The sequence below is a fragment of the Nitratireductor aquibiodomus genome, assembly GCF_900105565.1.
Classification (GTDB): domain Bacteria; phylum Pseudomonadota; class Alphaproteobacteria; order Rhizobiales; family Rhizobiaceae; genus Nitratireductor; species Nitratireductor aquibiodomus.
Map to the genome: position 1 here is coordinate 265,573 of NZ_FNSL01000002.1, position 16,424 is coordinate 281,996.

Here is a 16,424-nt window from a genome sequence, read left to right on the forward strand (position 1 = left end):
GGTCCTCCCTGTTTTGCCTACGACCAGTCAGATGCCGGGAGCACGGCTCCACGGCACTCGCCAAAGCCAATTGCCCGGAAACCCTCCCGTTCGCATCGGCCTTCGAGTACGATTTCATCCCCGTCCTGCAGAAAGCCGCGGCTCTCTCCATTGCCCAGATCCAGCGGCTCCGCGCCGCGACGCGTCAGCTCAAGCAGGCTGCCCTGCGAGCCCTGCGTTTCACCGGAGATCGTGCCACTGGCAATCAGATCACCCGGCATCATCGGACAGCCATTGGACATGTGGTGGGTGATCATCTGCGCGAAGGTCCAGTAGAGCCCCGCCGCATTGGTGCGTGTCACGGTGAGCGGGGCATCGCCGCGCTCCCGCATCGCCGCGCTTTCAAGACGCACGGCCAGATCGATGGTCAGAGCGCCGCCCCTGGCCTCGTCCTGATCGGCGAGATAGTCGAGCAGCGCCGGATCGTCGGCCAGCCTCTCGCGCGCGGCCACCCGGAAAGGAGCCAGCGCATCCATCGTCACCACCCAGGGCGAGATGGTCGTCGCAAAGCTCTTGGAGAGGAACGGACCAAGCGGCTGGTATTCCCAGGCCTGAATGTCACGCGCGCTCCAGTCATTGACGAGGCACACGCCAAATAGCCGTTCGCGCGCTTCCGGCAGACGGTGCACGCCACTGTCATTTTTGCCGCCGCCGATGAAGGCACCCAGCTCCAGCTCGTAGTCGAGCATGCGGCTTGGCGCGAACACGATGTCGCCATCCACGCGGATCTGACCGTTGGGACGACGCACCTCCGCTCCCGACACAATGATGGACGACGCGCGCCCGTGATAGCCGACCGGCAGACTCTTGAAGTTCGGAAGCAGCGGATTGTCCGGACGAAACACCTTGCCGACATTGGTGGCGTGCTCGACCGAGCAGTAGAAATCCGTGTAGTCGCCGATTCGCGCCGGCAGGCGCATCCGCAGGGTTTCGATCGGCAAAAGGAAGCCTTCAATGCCGGACTGCATCTCGGAGCCGGCACGCAGCGCGCGGTGCAGCCACAGGCGCAGCGCACGCCATTCAGCCGGCGAACGCGCCATCAGCGCGTTCAGATCGTCCCGGCACAGAATGCCGCATGCATCCACACCGAAGATTTCATCGAGAAGCCCCGCTGCGGCACAGGCCGAGAGATTGAGCGCCTGGTCGCCAATCGCAACGACGATCACCGGTTCCGCGTTATTGCCCGCCGTGGCAACACCATAAGGCAGGTTCTGCAGGCCGAACGCCGAGCTCTCCAGATTGGCGCTGGAAATCCAGCTTTCCGCGTTGGGATCATGCGTTTCGTCGAGCGTCCAGATTGTCATTGATTGTTGTGCCGATGAATAGTTACAAAGTTTGCATACAAAAAAGCATCCAAATCCGAATACGTCAAGGGATGCAAATATTGGTTTGAAGGCAGAACGGTTTGTGGAATATTCATTCCGCACCGGCAGGCCGGATTCCGCAGGCTGGTTGAGGAGCAGTTTGAGCCGTATGAGCAAGTCTCGGGAGCAGCATCACATGAACGGAGCCTGGATCATCGATGGGCCTCTGCCGCGCGACCGCATGGCGCCTGCCGGCCAGACATCGCCTTCCTGGTTGCGTGAGCTGGAGGAGCGCGTCATTGCCGGCGATGATTTCTGGCAGATCGCCGGGGAGCTGCGCCATGACAAGGCGCAACAGGCCGACCCTGTGAAAACCGGTGCGCAGGCCGTTCCCTTTGTCGAGATCGTCTACGAAATGCTCCGGATCGCAATTCGTACCGGTGCCCTGGCCACCGGTACGCCGCTGATCGAAGCCGAGATCGGGGACGCACTGGCTGTCAGCCGCACGCCTGTGCGCGAAGCGATGCAGCGGCTTTCGGCCGATGGTCTTCTTTCCCGCCGCAAACGTGGCTGGGAGGTTCGAAAACTGGATCTCGTCCAGATACGCGAATCCTATGAAGTGCGTATGGCGCTGGAGGGTTTCGCCACGGCGCAGGCGGCCATTCGCGCGAGTGAAGAAGAGGTCGCATCAATCGCGGCCGCCACAGAGGCCCGCTCGGAACTCGATTTCGACAATATCTCGGATCGCCTGACATCGAATCGGGAACTGCACGGGCTGATCTTCGCTGCTTCCGGCAATGAACGCCTGGTGAGCTCGATCAGAAAGAACATGCAATATTATTTCGCGCACCGTTTTGCACAGTTCGTGTCCCGAGAAGAGGCTGCACTTTTTCAGCAGCAGCACGAGCTGATCACCGATGCGATTGCCGCTCGAAACCCGGCGGAAGCCGAGCTGGTCGCCCGTCAGCACGTCAAATCGACCTATCTCGCATTCGAAAAGTTCTACAAGCTGCTTTAGGGTCAGGATGACAAAGCCCGAGGCCCGGATACTGCACCAGACAATTTGACACGCCCCTTGTTCGGGGTGTTTTCGCCAGGGGGGTTGTGTGATGAGCCGCCATGTTGTGTGATGCATCGCCATGCGGATAGCGATGGGACTGCGCCCGGACCGGACGACCGGAAACATTCCCCTCAATCGCATTCCACAAAAATGTTGAGGGTGCGGGTAGCCAGTAGCCTCAGGTTGTATTATGCAATCCAGCGTAGTGCATTTCAACTTTAACGCGGCATAGATATTGCAAGCTTCTTCGTGGTGGGGAACGGGTGAACATTCTCGCTTTTGACGATCCGGAACGTCTGCATGCCGAAAAGACCGTCAGAAAACCCCGGCTTCCTGCCATGTCGGCGGAAGAGTTCAGCGCGTGGCTGAAGCATGTCGACTTCAGCGAGCGGCATGCGGCGAGAATATTGCAGATATCCAGAACGACAATTGCCAAATACCGCCAGGAAGGCGCTCCGGCGCATATCGGTTTTGCGTGCTCGGCGATCGCGCTTGGAATGCCCATGTGGAAGCCGCATACGGACTAGAGCATCGGACCGAAAAGTGGGATCCGGTTTTCGGTTTATTCCGATGCTCCATCAACAGTTTAAATCGTCCTTTGTGCGTCCGGATGGACGCGCGGTGATCTAGTCTGCGGCACCGCGCGCGAAAGACCAGGCGCCATTCCTGCCTGCCCGATAGACCGTTGTTCCATTGTGTTCACCGCGACAGACCGAATTGAATTTCGATGCGCTGATAGCCGACGCCGGGACCACGCCAGTCATGATAAACCTCGCGGCTTTCGCCGGAAAACGCATGCCGTGACATGTGTATCTCCTGCACCAGCGGTGCATAGCCCTGCGTGAACAGAGTTCGCAGCGAACCCAGATGGGTGCGTGCCGCAACCATGATCGGCTCCAGGTGAAGCAGTGGGATTTTGCCCCGGTAAAGGTCGGGCTTCGCCACCGGCCTGCATATGCGCCAGTCGAACAGGGTCTTGCTGTCTCGCGGAAGGTTCCAGGATATGAATGTCCAGGGGCCCGAAGCCGTGAGCCCTTCCTTCTCGATCGAGCTCTCGATCTCGGCGGCACAATGGGCGGCTGCATTCCTGATATCTGGAATCTCTAGCCGCTGCTGCAGGCTCAAAACCCACATGTCGGGCGTTTCCTTGATGTCCATCGCGTTCTCCTTGTACGCGAGGGTTAGGCTGGGATGAGTTTCGCCACAAGACAATTTGCAGGATAGATTTCCAATTTACCGCTCCATGGAAAGAAGAATGAGAATTTCATTCCCAATTATGAATGTGCGACATCACGTCAGTTGAGGCGGGTCATTGGAATGATAAAAGAGGTATGTAAAATGCCAGTTTAGGAGGGCTTCATGAGCGACACCTATATCGCCCGGCCAAAGCCTCGGCCGGAGGAGGCTTTGAAAGACCCCGCCGTGAACAGGGACTTCATCGGCCGGCTGGTGCGGGAGTTCTATCGACGGGTGCGCAGCGATGCGCGGCTTGGGCCGATTTTCGCCGGCGAGATAAAGGACAACTGGGAACCGCATCTCGAGAAGATGACCGATTTCTGGTGCGCCGTGATCCTCAAGGACGGCAGCTATCATGGCCGGCCGGTGCCCGCGCATCTGAGGCTCAAGACGGTGGTGGAAGCGGATTTCGATATCTGGCTCGGTCATTTTCGGCAGACCGTCGGAGATCTTTGCACGCCAGCGGTTGCCGCGGTGTTCATCGAACGGGCTGAGCGCATTGCAAAGAGCCTGAAACTCGCAATGTTCTTCCGCCTGCCCGCCGCGCTTGGCCCCGATGCTGCACGAGCCCGGACCAGAGACGATGCGTGACACCGAAGGGGAGAAGGCCAACCCCTATGCGCTTGCAGGTTATGGACTGGTAGCGCTTTTCTGGCTGGGCATGGTCTGCGGGGTCTCTTTTCTTGCGACCCCGGTGAAGTTTCAGGCGCAGGCCCTGTCGCTGCCCGTGGCGCTGGAAGTGGGCAATGTCACCTTCGCGGCGTTCTCCAGGGTCGAGTGGGGATTTGCGGTCCTGCTGATGATGGCGACGGTTTTCGCTTACAGGCAACGCTCTCTTCTGGCTGTGACGGGCATTGCGGTGGCTATCGTCCTGGCGCAGACATTCTGGCTTCTGCCCGCGCTGGATGCACGGGTCGCTGCCGTGATTGCCGGCAATCCACTGCCGGCCTCTATGCATCATTTCCTCTATGCGGGAGGTGAGGCGGTGAAGGCACTTCTGCTTGCCGGAGCAGGCCTTGTTGCGCTTGCCACGCTCGCGCGACCCGAAAGGTAGTGCGATGCGCATGACGCTCCACACGGACTATGCACTTCGGATGCTGATTTATCTGGCGGCAAAACAGGGTGCGCCCTGCACCGTGAGCGATGTTGCCGAGACCTACGGCCTCTCGCGCAATCACCTTTTGAAAGTGGCGCGTCGGCTGGGACAGCTGGACGCTGTGAAAACGCTGCGTGGCCGCGCAGGCGGGATCGCGCTGGCGCGCGCGCCCGAGGAAATCGGGCTGGGCACGATCATTCGGGGGATGGAAGAGAGCCTCGCCCTGGTCGAATGCATGGGGACCGGAGAAAGCGCCTGCGTCCTGACGCCGGCCTGCCGGCTGAAAGGCGTCGTAAAGGAAGCTCTCGACGCCTATCTTGCCGTGTTCGACCGCTATTCCCTCGCCGATCTTGTGGCCAATCGACAGACTCTTGCCGGCCTTCTCGGGCTCGGAGCAGAAGCCCCGATGGCAATCACATCTGGATGAAAACCGCCCCCTGCCCGCCCCTGGGCCCATAATTCCAGGCGGGCCTCCATGGTTCCTGAAATTATTTCGCGGCAAGTTTTTCCGGCAACGCCTCGAAGAGCGTGGCGAAATGTTTTTTGGCCTTGCCGGGGTGCTTCACCCTTGCGGCGGCCTCCCCGTTCACGGGTTCGCCCACGGCGATCAGCGCGATCATGCCCATGCCATAGTGCGGAGTGCATTTGACGCCGTAGACGCCTTCTTCCGTGAGTGTCACGGAGAAATCCTTGCTCACCTTGCTGCGAAACGCGGCTGCCCCCTCCGGGAGCATACCCTTGATGGTCTCGGCATTGTGGCCGGGATCGACAGACACGAATTTGATGGTGTCGCCGGGCTGGGCGCGGACAAAATCCGGCTCGAAGACCATCACCCCCTTCTCGCCCTTGTTGAGCATCCTGATCTCAAACTCGGCTGCAAGGCCAGGCGCTACAGTGATGCCAAGAACAAGGCCCGCCGCCAGAAAGGCGGCGGTTTTGATCGCAGTCATGAACGGTCTCCGTTTCTGACAATTCCAGGCGGGAAACCAGTTTCCACGCTTCCTGGAATTGCTTTTTGGTTCGACGGTTCTTTCTAGCCGCCGTTATGGAGACACGCTTTGCGATGGGTCAAAGAGGCATTGCGTTTTCCCGATCGAAGATGTCTTCGGCGATGGGCCAGATCGGGCGCGCGAGCTTCCTGTAGCCGGCCGTCTTCGGGTTGTTCGGGTAGCAACCCTCCACCGCCGCATAAACGATCTCTTCTGCGATGGGGGCGAAGCCCGCATGGAAGTGGTTCGTCGACTTGACCAGAAGCACCTGTTTTTCGAGCGGATCGACACCGAGATTGGAGAAGATGTCGGGCTCGAAGGTCTGGGTGCGATTGGTGTTGAGCACGATGTCGATTTCGGTGCCGACAAGCCGAACCACCGCGGCAGGGCCGAGCGTGACGCGGCTTGTGCCAAAGGTCTGCCAGCCTTCCTCAGCCAGCTTGCGGATCTCGAACGACCCGTCGAACGGTGTGCCGCTGGCGGCGTTTGCCTTTCCGCCAATGCGCATGTCGAGAATCGTGCCCTCGCCCGCGCCATGCGCAAAGCCGACGGCCTGCGGGTCCCAGATGGTGGCAACACCTGCACGTGTGATGCCGCTTTGAACGAGCGCATGCAGGAGAACGGTGTTGTCGCCCGCCGTGCCGCCGCCGGGATTGTCCCACATGTCGGCGATGACGAGTGGCTTGCCGCCTGCGCCGCCGGCCTTCGCCCTGGCGATGGCATCTGCGGCGGAGAGGCTTTTCATGGCGGTCATGCCGCGCATGCCGCGCACCTCCTGCCCGAGCTTTTCGGCCAGCGCCGCACCTTTCTCCGGCACATTGTCGGTGACGACCATGACCTGCGTGCCGAGCTCCGGCACATCACCCGCCATGAAGCCGTGGATGAGCGAGACGGAGAGGATGCCCTCCCTACCCTGCAGTGCCTTCATACGGTCCACGAAGGCGCGCATGGGCTCGCGGCTTGTCGGGAAGACGTCGATCATGCGGCAGTCGAAGGTGGAGATCACCGGGCGGATTTCTCCGCGCATGGCACGCAGGGCGAGATCCACCACATGCTCGGCACGTTCGAGAAAATCGGTGTGGGGGAATTCGAGAAAGGCGGCGAGGATGTTCGCCGCCGCAACGCGCTTCGCCGTCAGATGGCTGTGCGGGTCGAGCTCGGCGGCGACGATCACGTCCGGGCCGACGATCTCGCGCACACGGGCGAGAAGATCGCCCTCGCAATCGTCGAGCCCGCGCGCGACCATTGCGCCGTGCAGGCCAAGCACCACACAGTCCACCGGCATGGCGTCACGAAGCTGATCCAGAATCTCATCGCGCAGCGCCTCATAGACATCGAGCCGGACATAGCCGCCCGGCTCCGCCCAGGTGGCAGTGCCCTCGATCAGGGTGAAACCCTCTTCCCGCGCCCGCCGCCGCAAAACCGGGATGGGTGCCGAACAGAGCGTCGGAGTCTCGGGGTGCTCCCCCGGCCCGGCATAAAACGCCATCTCGAAATCCCCGCGATCGGTCGGGATCGGCGAGAAGGTGTTGGTTTCGGTGGCGAGCGAGGCGGTAAAGACACGCATGCGATAAGGTTCCGGCTTTATGGATCAGAGCGGCTTGTAGGCGACGGCCTCGACTTCGATCTTGATGTCGATCATCAGCCGCGATTCAACCGTGGTGCGCGCCGGCGGATCTTTGGGGAAATACTTGCCGTAAACCGCATTGAACGGGCCGAAATCGCGTGCGTCTTCCAGCCAGACGGTCGTTTTCACCACATCGTCGAGTGTGCAGCCGGCGAGCGCCAGCGCCGCCTTGACGTTTTCCATCACCTGCCCGGTCTGCTCGGTGATGCCACCCTTGACGACAACGCCATCGGCACCCACCGGAACCTGGCCGGAGATGTAGACGAAATCGCCGGCGCGTACGGCGGGGGAAAGCGGCACATGGGAGGTGCCAAAGCACTGCTTGGTCATGAATATACTCCGTTCCTGGAATTGCTTTATTTCACCGCACCGATGGCCAGGCCGCGCACCAGATAGCGCTGCAACCAGGCAAAGATGACGGCGACGGGGATCGTGGCGACAAAAGTGGCCGCCATGACATGGTGCCACTCGACCGTGTAGCGGCCGGCGACGAGAGAGAAAATCTGGATCGGCAGCGTGTAGCTTTCCTGACGCCGCAGCATGGTGAGCGCGATGACGAACTCGTTCCACGCATTGATGAAGGAGAAGATGGCGGTGACCGTCATCGCAGGAAGGGCGAGCGGCAGGAACACCATCACCAGCGCCTTTGCCGGGCTCGCGCCCTCGATCCACGCGGCCTCTTCCAGATCCTTCGGAATGGTAGAGAAATAGCTCTGCAGCATCCACACGGTGAAAGCGACATTGAACGCGCCATAGACGAAGACGATGGAGTTCACATTGTCGAGCAGGCCGAGCCACACCACCAGCCGGAACAGGCCGATGACAAGCACGATGGGCGAGAGCATCTGCGTGACGAGCAGGAACTGGCGGAAAAAGCCCTGCCCCCTGAAGCGGAAACGGCTCATGGCGTAAGCCGCTGGAATGGAGACCGCGAGCGCCAGAACGGTCGACAGCACCGAGACATAGATCGAATTCCAGAGCGCGGTGCCGAAATTGGTGACGGCCCACATGTCTATGAAATTCCGCCATGCCGCCTCACGCGGCCACCAGGTTGGCGACAGCACCTCGTTGGCCGGCTTGATCGCAGTGATGAACATCACGGCAAACGGAAACAGGATCAGCACAATGAGCGGTGACAGCAGTGCCCAGTAGAGAAGCGATTTCTTCAGTTTGGGGTTCATGTCCGCTCCCTGCGCATGGCCAGCGCAACATAGAGGATGGTGAAGACCAGAAGCAGCGCGAACATCATCACCGACAGGGCGGACGCCTCGCCCAGTTTGCCGAAGCGGAAACCGAGCTTGTAGAGATAGGTAACAAGAATATCGGTCGAGTTGGCGGGCCCGCCCTGCGTGGTCGCCCAGATGATCGGGAATGAATTGAACACATAGATCATGTTGAGCACGATCGAGATGTTCAAAAACGGCTTCATCAGTGGCAGGGTGATCTCGCGGAAGGTCTGCCAGCGCGATGCACCTTCAAGCTTCGCCGCCTCATAAAGATCGTCGGGAATGGATGAGAGGCCGCCGAGAAAGATGGTTGTCGTGAACGGGATCGTGACCAGAATGCCGATCATGATCTGCACCGGGAAGGCGGTCGAAGCGCGGGCAAGCCACTGGATGTTCTGATCGATCAGGCCAATGTTCTGCAGGCCCGAATTGAGCATGCCGCTCTCGCCATTCAGCGCCCAGCGCCAGACGATGGCGGTCATGGTGAGCGACACGGCCCAGGGCAGCATGATGATGACGCGTGCAAGCGAGCGGCCATAAAAATCCTCGTTGAGGATCATGGCAACAGGCACGGAGATGATGAGCGTGCCGAACACGATGCCGCCGGTCCAGATGAAGGTGCGCCACAGCGCGCCCAGAAAATCCGGATCGGTGAAGACGGCGACATAGTTTTCGACGCCGTTGAAACCACGCAACTGGCCGAAGCGGTTGACGTCGTTGAGTGAAATCGTGCCGAGCTGGTAAAGCGGCCACAGGATGATGAACGCGGCGAGAAGAAACCCCGGCAGGATCAGAAGATAGGGATTTGTCAGGGGCGAGCGGATCATGGTCCCGTCACGGTTGTCCGGCGCCTTGCCGGATGGACGTCAGGAGAAGCATGCGCGGTTTCTCGCCGCGCATGTCTGTTTCACCGGATTTTTGGCCTACTGACCAAGAATGCCATTGATCTCCCCAGCGGCGGCATCGAGCGTTGCCTTGGGCTCGCCATTGCCGAGATAGATGGTCTGCACCGCATCCGACGTGGTGGCGGCGATCTCCTCCCAGCCTGCAATGACCGGGGCAAAGCGCGCGTCCGGCAGAAGCCCCGTGAAGGCTTTCAGGTCGGCATTGTCGGCAAAAGCCGGCTGCGCCGCGACCTCCGGATTGACCGGCAGGAAACCCTCGCCCGAAGTGAACTTCGCGCGCCATTCGGTGGTGAAGAGCTGGTCGAGGAATTTCCAGGCCATTTCCTTGTTCTCTGAGTTCTCGAACATGATGATGGAATCGGTCACGCCATAAGTGCCGCGGTCTCCATCCGGTCCCGCCGGAATGGCAGCAACACCATATTCGAGATCGGGCGCTTCTTCCTTGATCTGGTTCGAGAGGAACGGCGCGGTGATCATCATGCCGACCTTGCCCTGCTTGAACAGGTTCTGCACATCCTCGCGGTTATAGGAGGTGACACCGGGCTGCGTCGCGCCGGAATCGATCAGCGATTTGTACATCTCCGCAGCCTTGTAGCCGGCATCCGTGTCGAGGCCGGACGTGCCGTCCTCCTCAACAAGCTGGCCGCCATAGGCCCAGAAAGCGTAGTAGAAATAGACGTCGGTCTCGATCTCCTTGCCTTGAAGGCCGAAGCCGGCAATGTCGTCACCCAGCGCACCGATTTTCTTGGCCGCTTCGGCAAGCTCGTCCCATGTGTCGGGAACCTCGGCGATGCCGGCCTGCTCGAACAGTGCCTTGTTGTAGTACATGGCGCGGGCCGACGCGGCGATGGGCAGACCATAGGTCTTTTCCTGCATCACGGAGGGCTCGAGGAAGACCGGGAAGAACCGGTCCCTGAAGTCCTGTGTCATGTAATCGTCCAGCGGCGCGGCGATGCCCTGATCGACAAAGTCGATCAGCCAGCGTGTGCCGATGATCGACAGATCGGCATTGGCGCCGCCGGAAATGTCGGTGGTCAGCTTCTGCAGAAGCACATCCCAGGGCACCACCTCGATCTGGATATCGGAGCCGGGATTGGCCTCTTCGAATGCCTTGGCGGCCTCTTCGAAATAGGGGCCGGTTTTGGAGCTGTATTCAGCCACGGTGACGCGCACGGTCTCGGCCTGCACCCACCCAGCCATGGATAGAAGCGCGGCACCGGCGACGGTGGCTTTCAATGCGGTCCTGTTCATTCCTGTCTCCCTGTTCCTCTCTCGGGTTCCTGATGCGTGCCCGGTGAAGGGCACCTGCGCCTTGACTGTTCTTGCGGATTGCCACACGGCGCGAGCAGCGATCTTTCGTGTAATTTTTTTACAGAAATTGGAAATAAGCAAGTGAAATCACACATTCATGTTGCTAAATTACGATTTATCGGCAAATCTTTGGCTGCCGGCCTGTGTTTCAGGCAGCGCCAGATTGCCTGGAAAGAACGAAGAGACCCCACGAAAGCGGGCGGATGAGGGGAAGAACGGGAGCGCAATGATCGATCTCAATGGTCACAGAATTGTCGTGACGGGTGCGGCCGGTGGCATCGGCCGGGCCATGGTGGACGTCCTTTCGGGGTTTGGCGCCTTTGTGGTCGCATGCGACCTGGAGGAAGCCGACCTGTCTCTTGACGGTGTTGGGGAGGCCCAGCGCTTCGATCTTCTGGACGACAGCGCGGTCGAAGCGGCGGTCAGGCGCATCTGCGATGGGGGCGTTCCGGATGCCGTGATCTCCAACGCCGGCTGGACGCGTGCCGAAACGCTGGACGATGTGACGCCCAAGGCGCTCTCCCATGAACTGGATCTCAACCTGCGCAGCGCGGCGCGGCTTTCACAGGCTTTCCTGCCTGCCCTGCGCGCAGGCCGAAAGGAGGTGGCCTTCGTGTTCATTTCCTCGATCAACGCGCTTTCGCACTATGGCAACCCCGCCTATGCGGCAGCCAAGGCCGGGCTGATCGCCTGGATGCGCGCCATCGCCACGGAGGAAGGCAGACACGGCATCCGCGCCAATGCGATTACGCCGGGTTCGGTGCGCACCATGGCCTGGGATCACCGCATCGAACGCGACCCGGGCATCTTAGCCAAGGTGCGGCAGCTCTATCCGCTGGGGCGCATGGTTGAGCCTGTGGAAGTGGCGCGCGCTGCCGCGTTCCTCGCCTCCCCGCTTGCAAGCGGCATCACCGGCACGGTGCTTCCAGTGGATGCGGGCATTTCCGCCGGGAACCTGCCCTTTCTTGAACAGATAGCCGGCTGAGGAGACCCTTCATGGCAGAGCTGAAACTGAAGGACATTTCCAAGCGCTACGGTTCGCTGACCGTGATCGAGAAACTCTCACTGGCGATTGACGATGGCGAATTCGTGGTTCTGGTCGGGCCGTCTGGCTGCGGCAAGTCGACCTTACTGCGCATGATTGCCGGGCTGGAGCCGATCACCGGCGGAGACCTCGTCATTGGCGGCGCCCGGGCCAACGACGTGCCACCCCAGAAGCGCGACACCTCCATGGTGTTCCAGTCCTATGCGCTCTTCCCGCATATGAGCGTTCGCGAGAACATCAGCTTCGGGCCGCGTGTGCGCGGCGAACCGAAAGACGAGACCGAGCGGCGCATCCGCAAGGCGGCGGAAATTCTCAATCTCGATGCCTATCTCGACCGCAAGCCGGGCCAGCTCTCCGGCGGCCAGCGCCAGCGCGTCGCCATGGGCCGGGCCATCGTTCGCGATCCGAAAGTGTTTCTCTTCGATGAGCCGCTTTCGAACCTCGATGCGAAACTGCGCATCCAGATGCGTACCGAGATCAAGGCGCTGCACCAGAAGCTTGGCACGACCATCGTCTATGTGACGCATGACCAGATCGAGGCCATGACCATGGCCGACCGGATCGTTGTCATGAATGGCGGCAACATCGAGCAGGTGGGCACACCGCTGGAACTCTACGACCGGCCCGCCAACACCTTCGTTGCCGGCTTCATCGGCTCGCCGGCGATGAGCTTTCTGCAAGCTGAAACGGGCATGGTGGGCGCGACACCGGTGGCGGTGCTTCAGGATGGGACGAGCCTCCCCATCGCGCAGGGGTTCGGCCATGAGACCGTGACGGTTGGCATTCGCCCCGAATCCTATCAAAGGGACCCGGAAGGGCCGCTGAAACTCCATGTCGAAGTCGTGGAGCCGACCGGTCCGGAGATCCATGTGTTCGGCACCATTGCCGGAGAGGACGTGCGCGTCGTGCTGCGTGACAGGGAATTGCCGAAACCGGGGGAAACGCTGGCGCTTTCCGTGCCGGTCGAACATGTGCATTTGTTTGACCACGATGGCGGACAAAGGCTGGAGGCGCACTGATCATGGACAAGCGCGTGCCCGATGACAGCGAACGCACGGTCGATATCATCGCCCGGTTGCAGGATCGCCTTGAGCGCGGGCGCGGCGCGGAAATCCGCCTGGTGGAGAGCATTCTGGCCGATCCGCAACTTGCCGCCCATGCGCCGATCGCGCAGATCGCCGAGCGCGCAGGCGTGAGCGAGCCGACCATCACGCGGCTGGCGCGGGCGCTGGGGTTTCCCGGCACGCGGGAGATGCGGTTTCATCTGGCGCAGGCGCTCGCCATTGGTGGCGCCTATCTGCGCGAGCCGAGCGCACCGGTGGAAGAATTACCACTCTCCGGACAGGTGGTGGCCAAGGTTGCCTCGGGCGCCCATGCCGCGCTCGACCTCATGTCGATGGCGCTCGCAGACATTGATCTTGAGCCCATGGCGAAAGAGATCAGCCGCGCGAGCCAGATCCTTGTCTATGGCACGGGCGGCAGCTCTTCCTTCGCGGCGGTGGAGTTGCAAAACCGGCTCTTCCGGCTCGGGCTGCACGTGACCGCTCACACCGACCCGCAGCTTCAGCGCATGAGCGCCTCCGTGCTGGAGCCCAAGGCGGTGGTGATCGGCTTTTCCGTTTCGGGGCAGGCCGCCTCGGTGATGGATGCGGTGACGATTGCCCGGCAATATGGCGCGCGCGCCTTTGTCGTGACCACACCCAACTCGCCGCTGGCCGCTGCCGGCGACGACATTCTGCCGCTCACCTTCAAGGAGGACGGCAATCTCTACAAGCCCTCCTCCATGCGCTATGCGTTGCTCTCGGCGGTGGACATGATCGCCATGGCGACGGCGCTCACGCTCGGTAAGAAGGTGCTGGAGCCGCTCCGGCGTGTGCGCCACAGCCTGGCGAGCCAGAACATCAAGAACCCCAACCTGCCCATCGGAGACTGATGCCTTGCGCATTCTCGACCTTGAAACGCCCGCCGTGGTGATCGACCTTGCGAAGGTCCGGGCCAACCTCGCCCGCGCGCAGTCCCATGCAGGCGCTCATGGGCTGAAACTGCGCCCGCACATCAAGACCCACAAACTGCCCCTGTTCGCGAAATTGCAGTGCGAGATGGGGGCGACCGGCATCACCTGTCAGAAGGTGGGCGAGGCCGAAGTGATGGCCGATGCGGGGCTGACCGACATCTTCATTCCCTACAACATTCTGGGCACTGCCAGGCTCGACCGGCTTCTGGCCCTGCACAAACGTGTGAAGCTAATGGTGACGGCGGACAGTGGGGTGACGATTGCCGGCTATGCCGGGCATTTCACCGATCCCGACCATCCCCTCCCCGTGCTCGTGGAATGCGATACGGGCATGGGCCGTTGCGGCGTGCAGACGGTGGAAGAAGTCGTTTCGCTGGCGAAACAGATCGATGCAGCACCGGGGTTGCGCTTCGAAGGGCTGATGACCTACCCGCCGCGCGGCGAGCCGGAAATGGTGGAGCGCTGGCTGGCCGATGCCATCGCCGCGCTCAAGGAGAGCGGGCTGGCGGTCAACACGGTTTCCAATGGCGGATCGCCCGACTTCTATCGGGCCGAGCAGGTGACCAGCGCGACCGAGCACCGGCCCGGCACCTATATCTATTCCGATCGCATGCAGGTGGCTTTCGGTCATGGCACGCTGGAAGACTGCGCGCTGACAGTGCTGGCCACGGTGGTGAGCCGGCCCACGGAAAACCGCGCGATCATCGATGCCGGCTCCAAGGCGCTTGCCGCCGACACGGCACCCGTTCCCGGCCATGGGCACATCGTGGAGTATCCCGATGCGGTAATCGACTCGCTTAGCGAGGAGCACGGCATTGTCGACCTTTCGAACTGTGCGACGAAGCCTGAGATCGGGGAGAAACTACGCATTATTCCCAATCATGTCTGCCCGGTGTCGAACCTTTACGACGTGGTGAACCTCGTCGATGGCGACCGCGTGACCGAAACGGTTCCGGTGGCCGCACGCGGCCGCCTGACCTGAGAACCAGTCATTCCGAGGAACAAGCAAATGACCTATGACAAGAACCCCTTCCCTGAAGGCGATGCCGACCGTCACTATCTCTGGGAGATGCTGGTGCGGCGCGACATCGACGCGTTTCTCGCGCAGGACTGGTCGATGGTGGAAGGGGATTTTGCCGAGGACCGGTTCTTTGGCATGCATGCGCATTTCCTCAACGACGCGGATTCCTGGCGGCTCCAGTTTCCCGATGTTAAAACCTATCGCGACGAATGGCTGCGTCAGGGCAGGGAAACGGCGGCAACGGAGTTTGCCGAGCCGCTGCGCGATGCGCTCTTCCGCGTGACGAACATGCGCGACATCGACATCGATGGCGACCGCGCCGTGCTGCACAAGAAGTTCAATGGCAGTGTTGCCAAGGCCGATGGCAGCGTCGACCGGCTGAACTGGCAGACGCTCTATTTCTGCTCCAGGATTGACGGGCGCTGGAAGATCACCGGCTTTGTCGGCTACATGCCGCATCCGCTGGGCGGCTGAGGCTCAAACGCGTTTGCCCGTCTCCGCATCGAAGAGATGGGTCATGTTCTCCTGAACGGTGAGCGGCAGTGTGTCGCCGGGCGCGACCCTGGCGCTGCCGGGAAGCCGGGCAATCAGCTCACCGCCGGCACCATTGGCGCCTGAAAGCGTGCCATGGGCGAGCGTGTCGGCTCCCAGCGTCTCCACCGCCGTGACGGAGAGACTGAGCGTCGCCTCTTTCGCCGCGGCGATCTGCAGGTGCTCGGGACGCACGCCGAAGAGCAGCGGACGGCCGGTCTCGGCCGGCTTCGTGTCGAGCGCTAGTTTTCCGCCTCCTTCCAGCACGAAGTCGGAGCCTGAAACGCTTCCCTTCAGAATGTTCATGGCCGGGGATCCGATGAAGCCCGCAACGAAGCGTGTCGCGGGGCGTTCATAGACGGCCATCGGCGTGTCGATCTGCTCCGCGATGCCGGCATTCATGACCACGAGCCGGTCGGCCAGCGTCATCGCCTCCACCTGATCATGCGTCACGTAAAGCGCGGTGGTGCCGACCGAGCGCTGCATCTGCTTGATCTCAAGTCGCATCTGCACGCGCAGCTTCGCATCGAGATTGGACAGTGGCTCATCGAACAGGAACACGGCCGGGTTGCGCACGAGCGCGCGGCCCATGGCAACACGCTGCCGCTGCCCCCGGAAAGCGCGCGCGGCTTGCGGTCGAGATAGGGTTCGAGCTGCAGCATGGCGGCGGCCTGATCGACCCGCTGGCGGATTTCGTCCTTCGTCTTGCCGGCGATCTTCAGACCATAGGCCATGTTGTCGAAGACCGACATATGCGGATAGAGCGCATAGTTCTGGAACACCATGGCGATGTCGCGCTCGCGCGGCTCCAGATCGTTGACCACCCGCCCGCCGATTTCCATCGTGCCGGCGGTGATGCGCTCAAGACCGGCCACCATGCGCAGGAGTGTGGACTTGCCGCAGCCGGACGGGCCGACAATGACGATGAATTCGCCATCGGCCACATCCAGACTGACGCCATGGATGACCTCGGTCTTGCCGTAGGATTTGCGAACGTCGCGTATGGAAATCGTCGCCATG

18 protein-coding genes and 1 pseudogene are annotated in these 16,424 nt (G+C 61.4%); 10 read left to right on the top strand and 9 right to left on the bottom strand.

What is annotated here, in order from left to right; translation table 11 throughout:
• Positions 1 to 17 precede the first annotated feature (17 nt).
• Positions 18 to 1,343: a fumarylacetoacetase gene (gene fahA, locus BLW55_RS20420; RefSeq protein ID WP_007007204.1), complete on the bottom strand. Its 1,326-nt coding sequence runs from the start codon at positions 1,341 to 1,343 to the stop codon at positions 18 to 20.
• Between the two features lie 196 nt (positions 1,344 to 1,539).
• On the opposite strand from fahA, the gene BLW55_RS20425 reads away from it, so the two are divergent.
• The gene (locus BLW55_RS20425; protein ID WP_007007203.1) at positions 1,540 to 2,361 is read left to right on the top strand and encodes a GntR family transcriptional regulator; all 822 of its coding nucleotides are present in this window, start codon (positions 1,540 to 1,542) and stop codon (positions 2,359 to 2,361) included.
• A 305-nt stretch (positions 2,362 to 2,666) separates the two neighbouring features.
• The gene (locus BLW55_RS20430; protein ID WP_007007202.1) at positions 2,667 to 2,930 is read left to right on the top strand and encodes a hypothetical protein; all 264 of its coding nucleotides are present in this window, start codon (positions 2,667 to 2,669) and stop codon (positions 2,928 to 2,930) included.
• Positions 2,931 to 3,102: 172 nt separating this feature from the next.
• Here BLW55_RS20430 and BLW55_RS20435 read toward each other — a convergent pair whose 3' ends face one another.
• On the bottom strand, positions 3,103 to 3,561 hold the full coding sequence (locus BLW55_RS20435) for a GyrI-like domain-containing protein (RefSeq protein ID WP_090330216.1): 459 nt from the start codon (positions 3,559 to 3,561) through the stop codon (positions 3,103 to 3,105).
• A 201-nt stretch (positions 3,562 to 3,762) separates the two neighbouring features.
• Between BLW55_RS20435 and BLW55_RS20440 the strand changes: the two genes are divergently transcribed.
• From BLW55_RS20440 to BLW55_RS20450, 3 genes are read left to right on the top strand one after another with little or no spacing between them, the layout of a single operon-like run.
• Positions 3,763 to 4,230, top strand: a complete 468-nt coding sequence (locus BLW55_RS20440; protein ID WP_090330217.1) for a group III truncated hemoglobin — start codon at positions 3,763 to 3,765, stop codon at positions 4,228 to 4,230.
• The gene (locus BLW55_RS20445; protein WP_090330218.1) at positions 4,223 to 4,693 is read left to right on the top strand and encodes a hypothetical protein; all 471 of its coding nucleotides are present in this window, start codon (positions 4,223 to 4,225) and stop codon (positions 4,691 to 4,693) included. Before BLW55_RS20440 ends, BLW55_RS20445 begins: the two co-directional genes overlap by 8 nt.
• A 10-nt stretch (positions 4,694 to 4,703) precedes the next feature.
• On the top strand, positions 4,704 to 5,162 hold the full coding sequence (locus BLW55_RS20450) for an Rrf2 family transcriptional regulator (RefSeq protein WP_306306740.1): 459 nt from the start codon (positions 4,704 to 4,706) through the stop codon (positions 5,160 to 5,162).
• A 61-nt stretch (positions 5,163 to 5,223) separates the two neighbouring features.
• Here BLW55_RS20450 and BLW55_RS20455 read toward each other — a convergent pair whose 3' ends face one another.
• From BLW55_RS20455 to BLW55_RS20480, 6 genes are all read right to left on the bottom strand, one after another.
• Positions 5,224 to 5,685, bottom strand: a complete 462-nt coding sequence (locus BLW55_RS20455) for a pseudoazurin (RefSeq protein WP_007007197.1) — start codon at positions 5,683 to 5,685, stop codon at positions 5,224 to 5,226.
• 118 nt (positions 5,686 to 5,803) lie between these two features.
• Positions 5,804 to 7,291: a M81 family metallopeptidase gene (locus BLW55_RS20460; protein WP_090330219.1), complete on the bottom strand. Its 1,488-nt coding sequence runs from the start codon at positions 7,289 to 7,291 to the stop codon at positions 5,804 to 5,806.
• A gap of 24 nt (positions 7,292 to 7,315) precedes the next feature.
• Complete coding sequence (locus BLW55_RS20465; RefSeq protein ID WP_090330220.1) at positions 7,316 to 7,681, bottom strand: RidA family protein; 366 nt, start codon at positions 7,679 to 7,681, stop codon at positions 7,316 to 7,318.
• Between the two features lie 26 nt (positions 7,682 to 7,707).
• Entirely contained in the window at positions 7,708 to 8,532 is an 825-nt protein-coding gene (locus tag BLW55_RS20470) for a carbohydrate ABC transporter permease (RefSeq protein WP_007007193.1), read from the bottom strand.
• Positions 8,529 to 9,404 carry a carbohydrate ABC transporter permease gene (locus BLW55_RS20475; protein ID WP_090330221.1) on the bottom strand — a complete coding sequence of 292 codons (876 nt, stop codon included), beginning with the start codon at positions 9,402 to 9,404 and terminating at the stop codon, positions 8,529 to 8,531. The genes BLW55_RS20470 and BLW55_RS20475 overlap by 4 nt, the downstream gene beginning before the upstream one ends.
• A gap of 96 nt (positions 9,405 to 9,500) precedes the next feature.
• Positions 9,501 to 10,733 (bottom strand): ABC transporter substrate-binding protein, encoded by a 1,233-nt coding sequence (locus BLW55_RS20480; RefSeq protein ID WP_007007191.1) that lies wholly within the window; start codon positions 10,731 to 10,733, stop codon positions 9,501 to 9,503.
• A gap of 286 nt (positions 10,734 to 11,019) precedes the next feature.
• Here BLW55_RS20480 and BLW55_RS20485 point away from each other — a divergent pair, with 286 nt between their 5' ends.
• Genes BLW55_RS20485 through BLW55_RS20505 form a run of 5 tightly spaced genes read left to right on the top strand, consistent with a single transcriptional unit; the run spans position 11,020 to position 15,347 of the window.
• Complete coding sequence (locus tag BLW55_RS20485) at positions 11,020 to 11,778, top strand: SDR family NAD(P)-dependent oxidoreductase (RefSeq protein WP_090330222.1); 759 nt, start codon at positions 11,020 to 11,022, stop codon at positions 11,776 to 11,778.
• An 11-nt stretch (positions 11,779 to 11,789) separates the two neighbouring features.
• A complete protein-coding gene (locus BLW55_RS20490; protein ID WP_007007189.1) occupies positions 11,790 to 12,857 on the top strand; it encodes an ABC transporter ATP-binding protein in 1,068 nt (355 codons plus the stop codon).
• Between the two features lie 2 nt (positions 12,858 to 12,859).
• Complete coding sequence (locus BLW55_RS20495; protein WP_007007188.1) at positions 12,860 to 13,771, top strand: MurR/RpiR family transcriptional regulator; 912 nt, start codon at positions 12,860 to 12,862, stop codon at positions 13,769 to 13,771.
• A 4-nt stretch (positions 13,772 to 13,775) separates the two neighbouring features.
• Entirely contained in the window at positions 13,776 to 14,834 is a 1,059-nt protein-coding gene (locus BLW55_RS20500) for a D-TA family PLP-dependent enzyme (RefSeq protein WP_090330223.1), read from the top strand.
• Positions 14,835 to 14,861: 27 nt separating this feature from the next.
• Complete coding sequence (locus tag BLW55_RS20505; protein ID WP_090330224.1) at positions 14,862 to 15,347, top strand: hypothetical protein; 486 nt, start codon at positions 14,862 to 14,864, stop codon at positions 15,345 to 15,347.
• A gap of 3 nt (positions 15,348 to 15,350) precedes the next feature.
• Here BLW55_RS20505 and BLW55_RS20510 read toward each other — a convergent pair.
• A pseudogene (locus tag BLW55_RS20510) lies at positions 15,351 to 16,423 on the bottom strand (sn-glycerol-3-phosphate import ATP-binding protein UgpC).
• Between the last annotated feature and the right edge of the window lies 1 nt (position 16,424).